Origin of the sequence: Maribacter sp. PR1 (genome assembly GCF_028464145.1) — a bacterium.
Taxonomy (GTDB): Bacteria; Bacteroidota; Bacteroidia; order Flavobacteriales; family Flavobacteriaceae; genus Maribacter.
This window is the reverse complement of record NZ_JAQPCG010000003.1, coordinates 320,797-339,699: the sequence shown is the minus strand read 5'-3', so window position 1 is coordinate 339,699 and position 18,903 is coordinate 320,797. Positions and strand designations below refer to the sequence as shown.

The following is an 18,903-nucleotide window of genomic DNA, read 5'->3' as shown; positions in this document are numbered from 1 at the left end:
CAAAATATCAAGAAAGTATGACCTCTTTATCAACGATTTTCCCATCTACCATGGTCAATTTTCTATCTGCCATTTCAGCCAGGTCCTCATTATGGGTCACGATTACAAAGGTTTGCCCAAATTTTTCCCGTAGTTCAAAAAATAAGTTATGCAGGTTATCGGCACTTTCAGAGTCCAAATTACCGCTGGGCTCGTCTGCAAAAATAATGGAGGGGTTATTTACCAAGGCCCGAGCAACAGCTACTCTTTGTTGTTCCCCGCCCGAAAGTTCGGCCGGCTTGTGATGATATCGATGTGAGAGTCCCAAAAAGTCCAATAGTTCTTTTGCCCTTTTTTCTGCTGCCTCTTTTGACGTTTTTTTTATAAAAGCCGGCAAACACACATTTTCTATTGCCGTAAACTCAGGGAGTAACTGATGAAATTGAAAAATAAAACCAATATGTTCGTTTCTAAATTTTGCCAATTCTTTACCGGACAACTTAGTTGTTTCCGTACCGTTAACGATAAGGTTACCTTCATTTGTGTTTGTAAGAATATCTAGCGTACCCAATATCTGTAAAAGTGTTGTTTTTCCTGCTCCAGAAGCACCGACTATGGATACTATTTCCCCCTTTTTTATGTGTAGGTCCACACCCTTTAGAACTTCTAATGTCCCATAATATTTATGGATGTTTTTAGCTTTAATCATATCATGGATAAATGAGCCCGTGAATTTAAAGAAAGGGTATCATATAAAAAAATATAGGTATTCTTTGAACTATGGCATATGCCACCTTTGTTTATGGGTGTCAGTTTAAATTTATTTCGTGCTTCAAAATAAATTTAACGATATATTAGCTAGGAATGCGATAACAATGAATATTTTTGTTCAAGTAATTATTTAATTAATTAAACACAATAAATGTCGCCATACAGGAATTTAGAAGAATACAATATGGAAATTACGGATGAGATCAAGGAAAAATTCTCTTCGGTAATTGATGAAATAGGGGAGGACAAGAATCGTGAAGGTTTACTCAAAACTCCAGAAAGGGCAGCAAAGGCTATGTTATTTTTAACGCAAGGATATAAGCAGAGTGCCGAAGAGATATTACAAGGCGCCATGTTTAGAGAGAATTATGACGACATGGTCATTATTAAGGATATAGAACTTTACTCGCTGTGTGAGCATCATATGCTCCCATTTTTTGGCAAGGCGCACGTAGCCTATATACCAGATGGTCATATTGTTGGGTTGAGCAAGATTCCCAGAATAGTGGACGTTTTTGCCCGAAGATTACAGGTCCAAGAGCGTTTAACACATGACATTCTTGAATGTATAAACAATACACTGAAACCAAAAGGTGTTGCCGTTGTTATAGAAGCTTCTCATATGTGCATGATGATGAGAGGGGTTCAAAAGCAGAATTCCGTGACTACTACCTCTGGCTTTAGGGGGCAATTCGAAAAAATAGAAACACGTAACGAATTCTTAAAGTTAATCAGCTCCGATTTATCTTAGTCGAATACTATTTGACTAGGTTTTTGGCATTGTTGTTGCTCATTTCTGTAGGATTTATAATTTTACGGTATGTCGAAAAACAAAGACAAAAAATATAAGCAACTCTTCCTAGGATTACTATTTGATGCAATAGGAATGTTGTCTTTCGCAATCCCCTTTGTAGGTGAATTTTCCGATATCATTTGGGCTCCACTTTCGGGTTGGCTCATGACCAGAATGTATAAAGGAAAAATAGGGCAGGCCGCTGGTATAGTTACTTTTATTGAGGAAATTATTCCAGGGTTGGACGTTATCCCTACCTTCACCATTATGTGGTTTTATACCTATGTTTTTAAATCTTCCAAAAAACAAAGGACCATTGAGGTATAATTACTTTTAGATTTTTTTAAAAGATGTAACTTTAAAGACAAATCCAAACATCTTGAAGCGAAGAAATTTTGTCAAAAAAGCAGGAGTAGGGGGGCTATCCACAATCTTATTCAGTGATATTGTTTTTAACAACTTAATGCCTGAGGATTATCTTCCTTTGGCCTTTCAAGAGCCTGATCCTTTCAAAATGTTCCAAAAAGACCCTGGCATGGTTCTTTTGAACGACAAGCCATGGAATATGGAGGCACAAGCACATCTTTTAAATGATAAGGTTACCCCAAATAAATATATGTTCATCCGAAACAACGGTTTAATTCCAGATGAAATAAATGTTTCCAATTGGGTTGTGAAAATAGACGGTGAATCCGCGGAACAAGAAAAGTCATATACGTTACAGGATTTAAAATCAAAATTTAAAAATTATACTTATCAACTCACACTAGAATGTGGTGGAAATGGCAGGAGTGAATTTAATCCGCCGGCAAAGGGTAATCAGTGGACTATCGGGGCCGTTTCCTGTGCGGAATGGACTGGCGTTAGGCTACGAGATGTTTTGGAAGATGTAGGTATACAACCTGATGCGGTTTATATAGCCTATCACGGTGCGGATATGCATTTAAGCAGAAACCCCAATAAGGAATCTATATCTCGAGGTGCCCCAATGACAAAAGCCTTGCAGGATGAGACCCTCTTGGCTTTTGCCATGAACGGAGAAGATATTCCTCTAGCCCATGGTTTCCCTTTAAGGTTGGTAGCCGGAGGATGGCCGGCATCGGTATCGGGAAAATGGATTAAGGGCATAAGTATTAGAAATAAAGTACACGATGGTGAAAAAATGGGTGGTAGCTCCTATAGGGTTCCTTGTGAAACCGTAGCTCCTGGAGAAAAAGTCGCCGATGAGAATATGTGCATCATTGAATCCATGCCCGTAAAGTCTTTAATTACGTACCCAAAATCTGGAGCTATGATTGACTTAGGAACACCTTTGAAGATAAACGGACATGCATGGGCAGGAGAATTTGAAGTCGGGAGTATGGAATATTCCATAGATTTTGGGTCTACCTGGAACCTATGTAATTTACAGCGACCCGTTAATAGATTGGCCTGGCAGCATTTCGATGGGACTATAATATTTCCCCAAAAAGGATATTATGAGGTTTGGGCTAGGGCCACCGATAGCAAAGGTAATAGACAACCTATGGTACTACCTGGTTGGAATCCTAAAGGGTATCTAAACAATGCCTGTCATAGAATTGCAGTCAAAGTAGTATAAGTCCCTTAGTGAGATTTTATGATCAGAAAACCAATACATACCTATTTAGCCATTGCTGCACTAGTACTCATTTCCTTGGGGGTGATTTTTTTGATTATAAGGGATTCGGGAGTTGAAACCGATGATACCATGGAATTAATTGACAATGGTGTAGATGATCAAAATCCTATTGTTGACGGAATTCATGTTAGCACAGGATTGGTAGAGGGAGAAGGTCTGGAAGAGGTTGTAACCAATTGTACCACATGTCATTCCTCCAAATTAATCATCCAAAATAGAATGGGTAAGGAGCAATGGAACGCCACTATTCGATGGATGCAGGAAACCCAAGGTCTTTGGGACTTAGGGGAAGACCAAGATATCATAGTTGATTACCTTACTACGAATTACCCTGTATTTAAAAAAGGTCGAAGAGCCGTATTGGGAGATATTGAGTGGTATACCTTGGAAGGCAAATAGCTAAGCTATTTTTTACTTCCTAGTATCCATAAAGCTGTTCCTGTGCCTGTAAGGCCGGCTCCTGCGCCCAGCATAACAACACCAAAACCACCACGGGCATCTCCAGAACAATTGCCATTAACACATTCATAATAGAGTTCGTCTGCACCAGCGACCATAATACCCCCAATGATGGCTAAGGGAACTCCTATATACGTCAATATTCTACCTGTTTTTTCAAGGGGATGCCTCCTTCTTTTAAATGGATATTCCATGTTCAATCGCTCATTGAGTAAATGAAAGTCATCGTTAACGGACATCATATTATTAACTTTAGGGTAACTGTCATAGAAATTTTGTTCCAAACCAAAATAATGTTCCGTCAAAGTTGAGTAATCCATGGCAACACCGCCTTCCATAAATTCATGGGGCCGGAAATCCGAATAATTATAGGTATTTTCCTGTGAATGCAAGTTTCCAAGTATAAAAGCTATGATAATGAATAAGGGCACTTTTAGGTGTCTCATTGTTTTTATGGTTAATATGAATAATTGATTTATAACGTGGATATAATGAAAAAAGTCTTTCCAATTTTAATGGAAAGACTTTTCTATCTCCGCTTACAGAATAAATACCTATAAGGGAATGCTTACACCAATATTGACATTTCTTCCGATGTTGGATATACCATCACTTTTTAACCTAGACAGATGAGAAACATAGTTCATATCCAATATATTATTTGCACTTAATTTTATTCCAATTTCTTGGTTGTTAAAGCTTACTGTGGTTCCCATTCCTATATTTAATAGTTTATAAGAATCGGTTGGAGTTTCAAAGGTGCTAACCTTGTTCTGTTCAAAAAAGGACCTTAATGTGATGAAGCCATAACTGTTGGAAAAACGTGAATCAGAATTATTAAATTCAAATCGTAACGTATTGTTCCAATTATTTGCCGGTATCAAAGGTAGGTTGTTGCTATTGTCCAATTCACCTCGGACCAAAGAAAAATTACTTTCTAAATGCAACCAATCCAAGGGGTGTGGATGATAGTGCATTCCTATTTCGCCTCCATGAAGGACTGCGTTCTGTTGTAAGTACAGATAAACAGGGTCTTCTTCGACAAATTCTCCATTAGGTTCCAAATAGATATAATCTGAAATGCTATTGTAAAAGCCATTCACATAAACTTCAAAGTGCTCGTTCTTAAACTCTAGGGAGATATCGGTTTGTACATTTCGTTCATTGTCCAAATTTGGATTTCCAACCTCATACCTATTGGCCCCTTCATGTGTACCGTTTGAGGTAAGCTCTGCTAAATTAGGGGCTCTAAACCCTGAAGCTATGTTCACTCGTCCCGTTAATTGATCGGAGAAATCAAGCTTATATCCTGCAGCCAAATTAAAGCTATTAAAATTGCGGTCCAAGGCTGCAATGTAATCCGGGTCGCCAACAATACCATTATCATTGCTATTTATTCCTCTTATATCGTATCTAATACCCAGCTGTAAGTCACTTTTCTCAAAGTGAGTATGGGATGTGGCCAAAATGCCAAAGTCATTGGTCGTAGCATCGGGAATTAATATTTCTTCTCCAAAATTACTATTGGTTTGGTTCATTCCTTGGATTCCCACAATGGCTTCAGTAGTTCCAAATTTTGGAAGGTTATATTGTATGTTATAGCTAAAAGTTTTTAGTTTCATATCAAGGGCAGCTTCTTCGCCATGTTCTTCTTCTTCTTCAGTACCGGCTTCTTCCTCTCCATGATTGTGATCTTCGAATTCCTGTCTATTATTTTGGGTATAACCAAATATGGCCTGTAAACTGGAATTATTAAAATATATATTGGATTTTGAACTAATAATATGAGTTGTAATATCCTGAAAGGGTTCCAAAGCCTCTCTTCCCCTATTTTGAATCCCAATTTCCTCAGGAATTCCCAAAACCGAATTATTATAATTATATCGTAGTTCCGTATTGAAATTGGCCAATTGATATCCAATTCCAGTCTTTAGATCATATTCCTTAAAACGTGAATTTGTAACCCTTTCTCCACCACCGGTTTTATAATCGGCATGGGAGGCACCACCCATTCTTGCTAGAAATTTAACTTTTTCCGAAGAAGTTCTAATCCCGGCATTTCCATTAAAACCAATGGTATTCGAAAAATAATTGAGATTTAAATCTCCTTCGGTACTATTTGAAGTTGCAAATTTTTCAGGGTTAAGATAGAGTACACCTCCCAAAGCATCCGAACCATAAAGTAGGGAGGCAGGACCTTTGATTACTTCTACACTTTCAATTCCGGCATCACTAATACCCAAGCCGTGTTCATCACCAAATTGCTGATTTTCTAAGCGTACGCCTTGTGTATAGGTCAAGACCCTATTCGAACTTAGACCTCTTATTACAGGTTTGCCGATACCAACACCAGTGGAAACACTTTCCACACCAGGTATATTTGTTATTCCTTCGGACAAATTAATGGCGCCAGTTGTCTTTAATTCTTTGACACTGGTTCTTTCTACTTTCATCACATTTTCACGTTGAAGTTTGTGAAAAGGTGTGGAAACTATGACCTCCTCCATTTCAATAGCACTTGGTACAAGGGTTTTTGAAAATTGAGTGTTTATACTATTAATTTCAATGGTTTCGGAAACTGTCTTAAATCCAAGATAGGACAAAACAATTTTAAAAGTACCCATGGGTAAATTAGATATTTCATAATAACCGTTGACGTCGGTTATGGTTCCTTTTTCAAGTTGTGGAAAATAAACAGAGACTTGTTCTAAAGGTTCGCCATCTTCATCGTTGGTGAGTGTTCCCGTTAATGTATTTTGGGAAAAAGTAAAATTACAGAAAAGCGTCAAAAATAGGACGCAGTAAATATTTCTCATTTTCGTTATTTGTTATAGAGATTTGTAAAAAGTATAAAAACGTTTAGAATCTATACCGCCGGAGGCCCTCTAAGAACAAAATGTAGTTTTTGATATTTACTTAAAAATGTATAATGATCAAGGATTTTTTGATTTGGAATATTTGGTAGAAAAAGCTCCGGCCGCTCAAAATCTAGATAAAATAATGAAGATATTTGAAACTTGTGAAAGTCACAGTCAAATTCAATTTCATGAATATGTAGTTCACCTTTATCGACGCAGCGTAATTCCTTATGTTCAAATATGCCGTGACCTATTTTTATAAAATAGGGTGTAAAAAGGCAAGCTATAAGGATTATAGATGTAAAAGGGAAAATTATTTTCTTCTTCCACCACATAGAACAAAGCTAACAATTGAAACAGGGAAGGACCTGTTAATGAAATATTAAATTAATTAAACAAAAACCCCAAACCCATTCTTTTTAGCATCTTCTTCTCAAAATTCCAAAAGAATTTGAATTGTCCGAACAACCAACCGTAGGCGACGAGAAGAATTTGATAAAAGGGAAAAATGAGTAAGATACGCAGCGTCCAATAGATTAAAGGACTCCACCAAGTGTCAGGAAAATGTTCAAATTGAAGACCAATCAGTTTTAAAAAAGGTTTTGCTACATAGACCGAAGAAGAACCAGTAATGGCAAATACAAAAAATACAATTATTAGCTGAAAATTAGACTGAATACCCCAACGCTCCTTTAATTTTTGCATACAACTTATGATCTGGGACAAAGATAAAACCTAAATCCTTGGTAAAAAAGGACCTAATCGTTGATTGTACTTTCTTTGAAAATAAATGAAGTAGTTATAAAGCTTATAATTTACTTCGTAACCATAATCTATATTTCTCTGATAGTTGATTTGTAGTTCATATAGATTAGGGTTATAAAGACCAGGTTGTATAACACGTTGATTCCACTCTAGTACCATTAATCTATTTCTGTTTTCCAAAAAGGACTGTGAATAGTATCCTTCGGGCCTGGCTATTGAATTTAACCAAGTATTGAATCCGGGTTCTATGATCAATATTTCATATTCGGTTGCTTCGTTTACAATTTTAATGGTATCCCCCTGCTCCTCATTGAACAGTTCTTTCTCTTGATCGGAAATAGAAATGGTTTCTTTCGAGCTACCGCAGTAAACCAATAACAAGGCGAGGGAGAGTATGCCAATGGGCATGAATATTCTTTTAAGTAAAACCTTCTTTTTCATATTCTTAAAATACAAAAAAGCCGTTTGGAAATTCAAACGGCTTTAGTTAAATAAGGTTAAAAAATAGCTATTTGCCAAAGAGTCCTCCTAAAAGTCCTCCTAGTCCGCCTTTCTTTTTATTACTCCCCATAACCATTCCTGCTACGTCGTCCAAAACGCTGCCATCACCGTCAGCATCCAATAAAGTAGTGATAAGGCTTTGGTTTTGCTGTGGTTGCCCGCCTAGCATACTTCCCAACAAGGCGTTCATACTAGAGGAATCGTTTACTTTGTTCTGTGCAGTCTCTTTTCCTAAATATCCCATAACAATAGGTGCGGCTATTTTGAGAATTTGACTTACTGCTCCTGCGTCCAATCCGGATTTTTGACTTAGTGCATTCTCGACTTGAGGTTGCTTTCCTCCAAATACATGACCAAGGATTCCTGCTCCGTCGCTCATTACGGAATCATCAACTCCGCCTTGAAACAATCCACCCAAATTATCCAAAATACTACCATCGTGCTTGTTGTTCAATGCACTCATTAAACCTTCTGCACCGTTAGAAGATTTTACATTTTTCTTCATTGCACCTAAAATTAAGGGCATGGCCATGCTTAAAACATCGGCTGTTTTGCTTTCAGGTTGATTGGTTTGTCCAGCGACACCGCTAATTACTTGTTTCCCTATTGGGCTATTTAATAAATCTAATAATCCTGCCATTTTAATAGTTAATTTAATGTTCTTCTCGAAATGTACGAAAAGAGTTCATAATCTATGCAATAGAGCACTATTTTAAATATGAAATTATCTGTTCGGCCAATTCCAAACCTATTCTGTCCTGGGCTTCATTGGTGGCTCCTCCAATATGGGGGGTCAACGAAATCTTGGGATGCATTAATATCCTAATTTCTGGGTTGGGCTCGGATTCGTAGACGTCCATACCCGCAAAGGAAACCTTATCGCTTTCAAGGGCATCTACTAGAGCAACCTCGTCTATAACGCCGCCACGTGCCGCATTGATGATACCGACACCGTCTTTCATAAGTTCAAATTCCTTTTTCCCCAGGACATAGGTTTTTTGTGCTGGTACGTGAACGGTAATAAAGTCCGATTCTTTGAGAAGTTCCTCTTTTTCGGTCTTTGTTAAATGAAAAGTAACGGTTTGCCCATCAAAAAATGTTAGGGTTAAGGATACCTTATCTAAAACGGGATCAAAGAATAGTACCTTCATGCCAGCACCAAGCGCTAACTTGGCAGTTGCCTGACCAATCCTACCAAAGCCAATGATGCCCAAAGTTTTTCCGGCAAGCTCTTTACCCTTGCCATAAGACTTCTTCAACTGCTTAAACCTGCTATCGCCCTCTAACGGCATATTCCTATTGGCATCATATAGAAAACGTACGCCACCGTATAGATGGGCAAAAACCAATTCCGCCACAGAAAGGGAAGATGCAGAAGGCGTATTAATTACATGAATGCCTTTCTTTTTAGCATAGTCGACATCGATATTGTCCATACCAACTCCACCGCGTCCTATGAGTTTTAATCCAGGGCATTCATCAATCAAGTTTTTGTTGACTTTGGTGGCACTTCGTACCAATAAACCGGTCACCTGATTTTGATTAATATAGTTACCTAGTTGTTCTTGAGCCACCGTTGTTGTTAATACTTGAAACCCATTTTCTTCTAAAAGGGAAATACCCATTTTGGATATTCCATCATTTGCCAATATTTTCATCAATTTAAGCTTTGCGTTCCATTTCACTCATAATATCGACCAATACGCCCACGCTTTCTAAGGAAAGCGCATTATACATACTCGCCCTATATCCCCCTACTGAACGATGCCCATTTAATCCATTTATACCAGCTTCCTTCAACATTTCATCAAAGGTGTCCTTAAGGCCCTCCTCGGATAAATTAAACGTGGCATTCATAATTGATCGGTCATTTTTGTTTGCATAACCATCAAAAACTGGGTTTAAATCTATCTCTGAATAGAGGAGTTGTGCCTTTTTCTCATTCTCTTCCTCTATAGCGGCAATACCTCCTAAGTTTTTCAACCATTCCAACGTTAGCATCGAAGTATATACGGCAAACACGGGTGGGGTGTTGAACATGCTCTCTTTGTTAATATGTACTTGGTAGTCTAGCATCGATGGTATTTTTCTTGAAACCTTTCCAAGAATATCCTCTTTTACTACCACTAAAGTAGTCCCTGCCGGACCCATATTTTTTTGTGCGCCGGCATAAATCAAATCAAATTTGGAAAAATCCAAAACCCTAGAGAATATGTCAGAACTCATATCGCAAACCAAAGGAGCATCTGTAGTTGGAAATTTTTTAAACTGAGTTCCGTAAATGGTGTTGTTAGAGGTAAGGTGCAAATAATCCAGACCTGAAGGAACTGAATATCCTTTTGGGATATAATTGAAGTTTTCATCCTTGGAAGAGCCAACTTCAACGACTTCACCAAACAGCTTAGCTTCTTTTATTGCCTTATCGCTCCAAGTTCCAGTATTTAAATATCCTGCCTTCTTTTCCAGTAGATTATAGGCAACCATTAGAAATTCCATACTGGCGCCACCTTGTAAAAAGAGTGCTTGATAACCTTTACCTTCCAGATTTAATAATTCCAGGGCCAAGGAACGGGCACGCTCCATTATGGCTACAAAATCTTTGCTTCGATGTGAAATCTCTACTAATGAAAGTCCAGATCCGTTTAAGTCCATAACCGCTTCTGAAGCCTTCAATAAAACTTCCTTGGGTAGAATACAGGGACCTGCACTAAAATTATGTTTCTTCATTTTTTTAATTGATTAAGAGGTTAAAGGTCAGAAATTTCTATTGATTAAGAATAATCTCCACACATTTATTCTAGGATATTTTTAACAGGAATTCAACAGTGTCAACGCCATCGGCATAGTCCCATAAAGTCGGTTTTTGTGATTGACCAAATGCAATCTCGTCATCCCTAAATCCTGAAGCAACGATACATTGTATTTTTTCCGAATCTTTATTTAATTTTTCATTTAACGAAGTTACCGACTCATAACGTTCATAAAAAATGGAGGCTATAGGAGAACCGTAGCCTTCATCTTCTTTTAAGATTAAGAAGCCGTTGTCCAAAAATTTAAACTCACTCATTAAATAAACGGCCTTGTTGTAATCATAATTATTAGCATATTTGTTTTCATCTACAACATCTTTAAAAGTATGGACAGCGGTATAGAAATCATCGAAATTATATCCTTGGGGTACCATTAGCTTAGAGACACTTCTGCAACCCAAACCATAATATCTAAAAATATCTTCGCCGAGTAGGCTTAATTGGTCTTTTGTTTCATTTCCTTGAAGAACCGCCACCGAATTTCTATTTTTTCTAATGATGTTGGGTTTCTTTCCAAAATAATACTCAAAATAACGGGCAGTATTATTACTTCCCGTTGCAATTACAGCATCAAATTCTGTAAGTATTTCTTCGGTAAAAATCAGTTTATCTTTCAGTTTTGGTGCTTCGGATATTAACAATTTTGCAAGGAAGGGCAGTAATAACTTGTCGTTACTGGACAATTTAATCAATGCTTTGTTGCCCGTCACCAAAACGGCCAATAAGTCGTGAAATCCTACCATGGGTATATTTCCCGCCATAATTATGGCAACAGTTTTCTTGGTATTTTTGTCCAGTTCATAACCAGATAGCCATTGGTCAAAATTTTCTTGATTCAATTGGCTCGACCATTGTTCAAAAGCGTAAGTAATATTGTTCTTGGTAAACCAACCGTTATGACTTCTTGCAAGGCTCACAATTTGGTCCAAATCTTGAAATTTCGATTCAATCTCACCATCAAAAACAGTTTTCCCATTGGTATATTCACAATAGTTGCCCAGAAATTCTCCGAGTTTAACAAAAGCTTTTATAGTTTCAAGTTGTTGTACCATTATATTTGTATACAAGTTTACTAGGGATTACTTTTGTGCAAAAGTAAGATTCTATTGTGAATAACAGTGCTGAATACTTGGCTTAACTATGCGTGATATAGGTTTTCAGCCTTAAAATTCTTTAAATTAAGATTATGGCAATTATAATAACAGATGAATGTATAAATTGTGGGGCCTGTGAACCGGAATGTCCTAATACTGCAATTTATGAAGGAGCTGATGAATGGCGTTATGGGGATGGAACTTCACTTAAGGGTGATGTGGTATTGCCTAACGGTAAATCTGTAAATGCAGAAGATGTTCAAGAACCTATAAGTGATGAAGTTTACTATATAGCACCCGATAAGTGTACGGAATGTATGGGATTTCATGAAGAACCGCAATGTGCAGCCGTTTGTCCCGTTGACTGCTGTGTTCCCGATGAGGACCATGAAGAGTCCGAAGAAACGCTATTGGCAAAACAGGCCTTTATGCATCCGGAAGACTAAATTATCGATAGGATAAATTTCTGCTCTAGCATTAGATTTGAAGCATTTTCGAAGCGATTTCCCTTAACAATTTTGCGCACACCATGGCGGTCATATCATTGATATCTCGCTTAGGGTTATATTCTACAATGTCCGCCCCCAAAATAGGCGCCTGTATGTTTTGTATGATACGGATGACCTCTCTCGTGCTTAGTCCACCAGGTTCATGATGTGAAACTCCCGGAGCAAAAGCTGGATCTAGCGCATCTATATCCATGGATAAATAAATTGGGTTTTTGAATTTTGGGATTTTGTCTATTTGAAAATCTTTGGATTCAATAATTTCCACACTATAAGTACGGGCTTGTGCTCTTTGGTGTTCAGAAAGCGTTCTTAGCCCCACTTGCACCAATCGAGAGGCCAATTTATTTTCCATGATACGTGCAAAAGGACAGGCATGGGAATATTTGTCTCCCTCAAATTCCGCATAAAGATCGGCATGGGCATCGATATGTAATATGTCTACCGGTCCGTAAACCGCATTCAATGCTTTTAAAACTGGAAAGGTAATGGAGTGGTCCCCTCCCATTGTTAGTATGGGAGTGTTCTTTTTAAGGTTCTCAGCAGTTATTTTTTCGATATCAAAATAGTTACTTATCTCAAAATCACCTTTGTCGTCAAACAATTCCGGTAGGATTTCCAAGCCGGATTCCGAAAAATAATTGGCAGAATCACTATTATAAGCCCTTCGAATTAATGAAGGGGCCATGGCCGGGCCTCTGAGGTAGGAAGATTTTTTGTCATAAGAAATTCCCTGAAGTATTATTTGTCCCATACTGTTCCAATTCATTATACAAAAAGAGGATTCTAAATATAAAGGAAAAACTATCTTTGCAGCCAATTTTAAAAATTAAAGTATAAGCTCAAATTACTAGAGTTTAAGCTAAACTATCTAAAAGCTTCCCGCTTAGGAGGGGCTGATTATAAAATAAATTATCGATGAAAGCAGGAATCGTAGGATTGCCCAATGTTGGGAAATCGACACTTTTTAATTGTTTGTCCAATGCAAAAGCGCAAAGTGCAAATTTTCCCTTTTGCACCATTGAACCCAATATTGGGGTAGTTAACGTTCCCGATAGCCGCTTGGAAAAGTTGGAAGAATTGGTGAATCCGGAAAGGGTTTTACCGGCTACTGTGGAGATTGTAGATATTGCCGGATTGGTAAAAGGAGCCAGTAAGGGGGAAGGTCTTGGAAACCAATTTTTGGGAAACATTAGAGAGACTGATGCCATTTTGCACGTGTTAAGATGTTTTGACAACGATAATATTGTTCATGTGGATGGAAGTGTAGATCCAATCCGAGACAAGGAAACCATAGATATGGAGCTTCAGTTAAAGGACTTGGAAACGGTGGACAAAAAATTGGAAAAGGTTAAAAGGGCTGCAAAAACAGGTAATAAAGAGGCACAAAAAGAAGAAGCTGTACTCATGGCGCTTAAAAATGGGTTGGAATCCGGGATTTCGGTCAGGGCAATAGATATCTCAAAGGACGATCGTTCGGAATATGTAAAGCCTTTGCAATTTATTACAGATAAGCCCGTGATGTATGTATGTAATGTAGATGAGGAATCCGCTACAAACGGAAACGACTATGTAGATAAGGTCCGTACTGCAGTATCGGATGAAAACGCTGAAGTTATTGTTCTTGCCGTAGGTACTGAGGCTGATATTACAGAATTGGAGACTTACGAAGAACGACAAATGTTTTTGGAGGATTTGGGCCTAGAAGAGCCTGGCTCGGCAAAACTTATACGTGGTGCTTATCGATTGTTGAATTTGGAAACCTATTTTACTGCTGGTGAAAAGGAAGTCAGGGCATGGACGATTCCCATAGGTGCTACGGCGCCACAGGCAGCTGGGGTTATACATACCGATTTTGAAAAAGGATTTATACGTGCAGAGGTTATCGCTTATGACGACTATATTAAGTATGGAAGTGAAGCCAAGGTCAAGGAAGCCGGAAAAATGAGGGTGGAAGGAAAAGAATACATTGTTAAAGATGGCGATGTTATGCATTTCAGATTTAACGTATAGCCACATATATATCAACAATAGAAGGCTTTCTATTGTTAATTACTTTAAGGAATAGGGGTTTTATCTTAATGAGAGTCATACTATCTTTAGCAACACTTTCATAATTTTTAGTTAAATGTCCCAAGAATCTCAATATACCGAAGATAATATACGCTCGCTCGATTGGAAAGAACATATCCGATTAAGGCCTGGTATGTATATTGGTAAACTCGGGGACGGTTCTTCTGCTGACGATGGTATCTATATACTTTTGAAAGAAGTAATCGATAACTGTATCGATGAATTTGTCATGGGTGCGGGTAAAACAATTGATATCAGTATCCGGGACAAAGTAGTAAAGGTAAGGGACTACGGGCGTGGTATACCTTTAGGGAAAGTGGTGGATGTCGTTTCCAAAATGAATACGGGCGGTAAGTATGACAGCCGAGCATTTAAAAAATCTGTTGGACTAAATGGTGTAGGTACCAAGGCGGTGAATGCCCTGTCCAGTTTTTTCGAAGTACAATCCTCAAGGGATAATCAGGTAAAAACGGCCCAGTTTAGTTATGGAAATCTTGATAATGAGGAAGGACCGGAAGACTCATCAAAACGAAAGGGAACAAAGGTCACCTTTACCCCGGACGAAAGCATCTTTAAAAACTTCAAATATAGAAATGAGTATGTGGAACGCATGCTCAAAAACTATGTGTACCTAAATCCAGGTCTAACCATAGTTTTTAATGGGGAAAAATTTCATTCTGAAAATGGACTAAAGGATTTACTAGAGGATAATAATAACATGGAAGACATGTTGTATCCTGTGATTCATTTGAAAGGCGATGATATTGAAGTGGCCATAACCCATAGTAAGACGCAGTATAGTGAAGAATATCACTCCTTTGTCAACGGACAACATACCACCCAAGGGGGAACGCATCAAGCTGCATTTAGAGAAGCAATTGTAAAGACCATTCGTGATTTTTATGGAAAAAATTATGATGCTTCCGATATACGCAAGTCCATTATCTCGGCCATTTCCATAAAAGTAATGGAGCCCGTTTTTGAAAGTCAGACAAAAACAAAACTGGGTTCAACGGATATGGGAGGAAATTTCCCAACAGTTAGGACATATATCAATGATTTTGTCGGTAAGCATTTGGATAATTACCTGCATAAGAATCCTGAAGTTGCGGATAAGCTCCAGCGAAAGATCATTATGGCAGAAAAGGAAAGAAAAGAACTTTCCGGTATACGAAAACTGGCCAGGGACAGGGCGAAGAAGGCAAGTCTTCATAACAAGAAATTAAGGGATTGTAGGGTGCACCTTGGCGATATGAAAAAAGACAATCGTCTGGACAGTACGCTTTTTATAACTGAGGGTGATTCAGCTTCTGGATCCATAACCAAATCGCGGGACGTAAATACGCAAGCGGTTTTTAGTCTTCGGGGTAAACCATTGAATTCTTATGGTATGTCCAAAAAGATTGTTTACGAGAACGAGGAATTTAATCTTTTGCAGGCCGCCTTGAATATTGAAGAGTCCATGGAAGATTTGCGATATAACAATATTGTAATTGCTACGGATGCGGATGTAGATGGCATGCATATTAGATTGTTGTTAATTACTTTCTTCTTACAGTTTTTTCCTGAATTGATCAAGGAAAATCACTTATACATTTTACAGACACCATTATTTAGGGTTCGGAACAAAAAAGAAACCATTTACTGTTATAGTGATGAAGAGCGTAGAGCGGCCATAAATAAGCTTTCTGGAAAACCTGAGATAACTAGATTTAAGGGATTAGGAGAAATATCTCCTGACGAATTCCAGCATTTTATTGGTGACGATATACGATTGGAGCCTGTGATGTTGGATAAAGCCATGTCCATCGAAGAGCTATTGAACTTTTATATGGGTAAAAATACACCTGATCGACAGGAATTTATCATAGAAAACTTAAAAGTAGAGATTGACCTTGTTGAGGAAAATCAAAAATAAACTAGAAATACGATTGCTTCTGAATGGAAGAAAATGAAGAATTGAACGACGACCAGAACGACAATCTATCAGATGGTCAGCAACCGATCAACGACGATACATCCGACGCCTTAACAAAGGTTACGGGAATGTACAAGGATTGGTTTCTGGACTATGCCTCTTATGTGATTCTGGAGCGGGCCGTTCCAGCTATCGAAGATGGATTTAAGCCTGTTCAACGAAGAATAATGCATTCCTTAAAGGAATTGGATGACGGTCGTTACAATAAGGTAGCCAATGTGGTGGGGCATACCATGCAATATCACCCCCATGGAGATGCGAGTATTGCTGATGCCATGGTCCAAATTGGTCAAAAGGATATATTGATTGACACCCAAGGGAACTGGGGTAACATACTCACAGGAGATAGTGCCGCGGCTTCCAGATACATTGAAGCTCGGCTTTCAAAATTTGCCCTAGAAGTTGTTTATAGTCCAAAGATAACCGAATGGCAATTGAGTTATGACGGACGAAAGAAAGAACCGGTAAATTTACCGGTAAAGTTCCCACTGTTATTGGCCCAAGGGGCAGAGGGTATTGCAGTAGGACTTTCCACTAAAATTTTACCTCATAATTTCATTGAACTTATAGATGCTTCCATAAAGCATTTAAAAGGTCACAAATTTAAACTGTTCCCCGATTTTCCAACATCGGGAATAATAGATGTTAGTAATTATAACGATGGCCTAAGGGGAGGTAAGGTTCGGGTAAGGGCTAAAATATCTCAATTAGACAAAAATACATTGGTTATCAACGAAATACCCTACGGCACCAATACTTCTTCTTTAATTGACTCTATTCTTAAAGCTAACGATAAGGGGAAAATTAAAGTCAAAAAAATTGAGGATAATACAGCCGCGGACGTAGAAATATTGGTTCACTTACCTTCCGGAATTTCACCAGATAAAACCATAGATGCCCTTTATGCTTTTACGGCTTGTGAATCTTCAATATCTCCATTGGCCTGTATCATAGAGGATAATAAACCATTGTTTATTGGGGTTACGGAAATGCTAAGACGTTCTACCGATGCTACGGTAGAGTTGTTAAAGCAGGAATTGGAAATTCAATTATCGGAATTGGAGGAGCAATGGCATTTTGCATCGTTAGAAAGGATATTCATAGAAAATCGGATTTATCGCGATATAGAGGAAGAAGAAACCTGGGAGGGTGTCATTGCAGCCATTGATAAGGGGTTAAAGCCCTATACAAAACATTTAAAAAGAGCAGTGACCGAGGACGATATTGTTCGGTTAACGGAAATTCGCATTAAAAGAATTTCAAAGTTCGATTTGGACAAGGCGCAACAGAACCTCGATTCCTTAGAAGAGAAAATAGCTCAAGTGAAACATCATTTGGAACATTTGGTGGAATTTGCCATTGACTATTTCAAGAATCTAAAGGATACCTACGGGAAAGGTAAAGATCGTAAATCCGAAATACGCATCTTTGATGATATTGAAGCCACAAAGGTGGTCATCAGAAATACCAAACTTTATGTAAACCGTGAAGAAGGCTTCATAGGTACTTCGCTAAAGCGCGATGAATATGTTACCGATTGTAGTGATATTGACGATATCATTGTTTTTACCAAGGATGGTAATATGCAGGTGACCAAGGTAGATTCCAAAACTTTTATCGGTAAGAACATTATTCATGTAGCGGTTTTTAAGAAAAAAGACAAGAGGACCACCTATAACCTCATTTATAAGGATGGAAAGGGAGGGGCATCCTACATTAAGCGATTTAATGTGACTTCCATGACACGGGATAAGACCTATGACTTAACTGCGGGCACCCCTAATTCACAAGTATTATATTTTTCCGCAAACCCAAATGGTGAGGCTGAAGTCGTAACCGTAAACTTAAGGCAAGCAGGTAGTATCAAAAAACTAAAATGGGATATCGATTTTGCGGATGTAATTATAAAGGGTAGAGGGGCCAAAGGAAACATTGTTACAAAGTATTCAGTTAAGCGTATAGAGCTAAAAGAGAAAGGGGTATCCACGCTTAAACCCAGGAAAATCTGGTTCGATGACGTTGTGCGAAGGTTAAATGTTGACGGAAGGGGAGAGCTGATAGGTGAATTTAGAGGTGACGATTTGTTATTGATAATTACTCAAAAAGGAATTGCAAAGACAATCCAGCCTGTGTTAACCTCACATTTCGATGAGAACATGATTGTTTTAGAAAAATATAATCCCGAAAAGCCGATTTCGGCCATCTACTGGGAGGGCGAGAAAGAGCGTTTCTACGTAAAACGATTTTTAATCGAAAACGAGAATAAAGAGGAAAACTTTATTACCGAACACCCAAAATCATATTTAGAAATCGTTTCAACGGATTGGCTGCCAGTGGTCGAAGTCGAGTTCCCTAAACCCAGAGGAAAGGACCCAAAGGAAAGCTTAATTGTTGAATTGGAGGATTTTATAGCGGTAAAGGGAATAAAGGCTATGGGAAATCAATTGACCTCGGAAAAAGTAAAAAATATTAACTTGATGGATTCCCTGCCTTATGAAGAGAATGAACCGGAGCGCGCGGAAAATATAGAAGTCGTTGATGAGGAAAATATATCTTCAGGGGATAATACAGATGAAGGTTCTAAAACAGTAAATAAAAAGGATTCTAAAGACAAAGATGATGATGAATCGCAAACGACCTTATTTTAAACAATTTT

Annotated in this window: 18 protein-coding genes; 8 read left to right on the top strand and 10 right to left on the bottom strand. The window is 38.2% G+C overall.

Annotated elements, in window-relative coordinates; translation table 11 throughout:
• Positions 1 to 7: 7 nt before the first annotated feature.
• Complete coding sequence (locus PP182_RS08010; protein WP_272650830.1) at positions 8 to 688, bottom strand: ABC transporter ATP-binding protein; 681 nt, start codon at positions 686 to 688, stop codon at positions 8 to 10.
• Between the two features lie 213 nt (positions 689 to 901).
• On the opposite strand from PP182_RS08010, the gene folE reads away from it, so the two are divergent.
• From folE to PP182_RS07990, 4 genes are all read left to right on the top strand, one after another.
• Positions 902 to 1,501: a GTP cyclohydrolase I FolE gene (gene folE, locus PP182_RS08005; protein WP_272650829.1), complete on the top strand. Its 600-nt coding sequence runs from the start codon at positions 902 to 904 to the stop codon at positions 1,499 to 1,501.
• A gap of 69 nt (positions 1,502 to 1,570) precedes the next feature.
• Positions 1,571 to 1,870 carry a hypothetical protein gene (locus tag PP182_RS08000; protein ID WP_272650828.1) on the top strand — a complete coding sequence of 100 codons (300 nt, stop codon included), beginning with the start codon at positions 1,571 to 1,573 and terminating at the stop codon, positions 1,868 to 1,870.
• Between the two features lie 52 nt (positions 1,871 to 1,922).
• Complete coding sequence (locus tag PP182_RS07995) at positions 1,923 to 3,143, top strand: sulfite oxidase (RefSeq protein WP_272650827.1); 1,221 nt, start codon at positions 1,923 to 1,925, stop codon at positions 3,141 to 3,143.
• 18 nt (positions 3,144 to 3,161) lie between these two features.
• Positions 3,162 to 3,602 carry a monoheme cytochrome C gene (locus tag PP182_RS07990; RefSeq protein WP_272650826.1) on the top strand — a complete coding sequence of 147 codons (441 nt, stop codon included), beginning with the start codon at positions 3,162 to 3,164 and terminating at the stop codon, positions 3,600 to 3,602.
• Positions 3,603 to 3,607: 5 nt separating this feature from the next.
• Here the strand turns inward: PP182_RS07990 and PP182_RS07985 are convergent, their stop codons facing one another.
• The 8 genes from PP182_RS07985 to PP182_RS07950 form a co-directional block, all read right to left on the bottom strand.
• Complete coding sequence (locus tag PP182_RS07985; RefSeq protein WP_272650825.1) at positions 3,608 to 4,108, bottom strand: hypothetical protein; 501 nt, start codon at positions 4,106 to 4,108, stop codon at positions 3,608 to 3,610.
• Positions 4,109 to 4,216: 108 nt separating this feature from the next.
• Complete coding sequence (locus tag PP182_RS07980; RefSeq protein ID WP_272650824.1) at positions 4,217 to 6,478, bottom strand: TonB-dependent receptor; 2,262 nt, start codon at positions 6,476 to 6,478, stop codon at positions 4,217 to 4,219.
• A gap of 429 nt (positions 6,479 to 6,907) precedes the next feature.
• On the bottom strand, positions 6,908 to 7,225 hold the full coding sequence (locus PP182_RS07975) for a DUF6787 family protein (protein WP_272650823.1): 318 nt from the start codon (positions 7,223 to 7,225) through the stop codon (positions 6,908 to 6,910).
• Between the two features lie 30 nt (positions 7,226 to 7,255).
• Positions 7,256 to 7,726, bottom strand: coding sequence for a DUF6146 family protein (locus PP182_RS07970; RefSeq protein WP_272650822.1), 471 nt, complete (start codon positions 7,724 to 7,726; stop codon positions 7,256 to 7,258).
• A 67-nt stretch (positions 7,727 to 7,793) separates the two neighbouring features.
• A complete protein-coding gene (locus PP182_RS07965; protein WP_272650821.1) occupies positions 7,794 to 8,426 on the bottom strand; it encodes a DUF937 domain-containing protein in 633 nt (210 codons plus the stop codon).
• Positions 8,427 to 8,493: 67 nt separating this feature from the next.
• Positions 8,494 to 9,444, bottom strand: coding sequence for a D-2-hydroxyacid dehydrogenase (locus PP182_RS07960; protein ID WP_272650820.1), 951 nt, complete (start codon positions 9,442 to 9,444; stop codon positions 8,494 to 8,496).
• Positions 9,445 to 9,448: 4 nt separating this feature from the next.
• Positions 9,449 to 10,513 (bottom strand): 3-phosphoserine/phosphohydroxythreonine transaminase, encoded by a 1,065-nt coding sequence (gene serC / locus PP182_RS07955; RefSeq protein WP_272650819.1) that lies wholly within the window; start codon positions 10,511 to 10,513, stop codon positions 9,449 to 9,451.
• A 70-nt stretch (positions 10,514 to 10,583) separates the two neighbouring features.
• Complete coding sequence (locus PP182_RS07950) at positions 10,584 to 11,648, bottom strand: acyl-CoA reductase (RefSeq protein WP_272650818.1); 1,065 nt, start codon at positions 11,646 to 11,648, stop codon at positions 10,584 to 10,586.
• Positions 11,649 to 11,782: 134 nt separating this feature from the next.
• Here PP182_RS07950 and PP182_RS07945 point away from each other — a divergent pair, with 134 nt between their 5' ends.
• Positions 11,783 to 12,136, top strand: coding sequence for a 4Fe-4S dicluster domain-containing protein (locus PP182_RS07945; protein ID WP_272650817.1), 354 nt, complete (start codon positions 11,783 to 11,785; stop codon positions 12,134 to 12,136).
• A gap of 31 nt (positions 12,137 to 12,167) precedes the next feature.
• Here PP182_RS07945 and speB read toward each other — a convergent pair whose 3' ends face one another.
• Positions 12,168 to 12,950 carry an agmatinase gene (gene speB, locus PP182_RS07940; RefSeq protein ID WP_272650816.1) on the bottom strand — a complete coding sequence of 261 codons (783 nt, stop codon included), beginning with the start codon at positions 12,948 to 12,950 and terminating at the stop codon, positions 12,168 to 12,170.
• Between the two features lie 164 nt (positions 12,951 to 13,114).
• Between speB and ychF the strand changes: the two genes are divergently transcribed.
• The 3 genes from ychF (at position 13,115) to PP182_RS07925 (ending at position 18,895) form a co-directional block, all read left to right on the top strand.
• On the top strand, positions 13,115 to 14,209 hold the full coding sequence (ychF, locus tag PP182_RS07935) for a redox-regulated ATPase YchF (RefSeq protein WP_272650815.1): 1,095 nt from the start codon (positions 13,115 to 13,117) through the stop codon (positions 14,207 to 14,209).
• A 115-nt stretch (positions 14,210 to 14,324) separates the two neighbouring features.
• The gene (locus tag PP182_RS07930; RefSeq protein WP_272650814.1) at positions 14,325 to 16,187 is read left to right on the top strand and encodes a DNA topoisomerase IV subunit B; all 1,863 of its coding nucleotides are present in this window, start codon (positions 14,325 to 14,327) and stop codon (positions 16,185 to 16,187) included.
• A 23-nt stretch (positions 16,188 to 16,210) separates the two neighbouring features.
• Positions 16,211 to 18,895, top strand: coding sequence for a DNA gyrase/topoisomerase IV subunit A (locus tag PP182_RS07925; protein ID WP_272650813.1), 2,685 nt, complete (start codon positions 16,211 to 16,213; stop codon positions 18,893 to 18,895).
• The last annotated feature ends 8 nt before the right edge of the window (positions 18,896 to 18,903 follow it).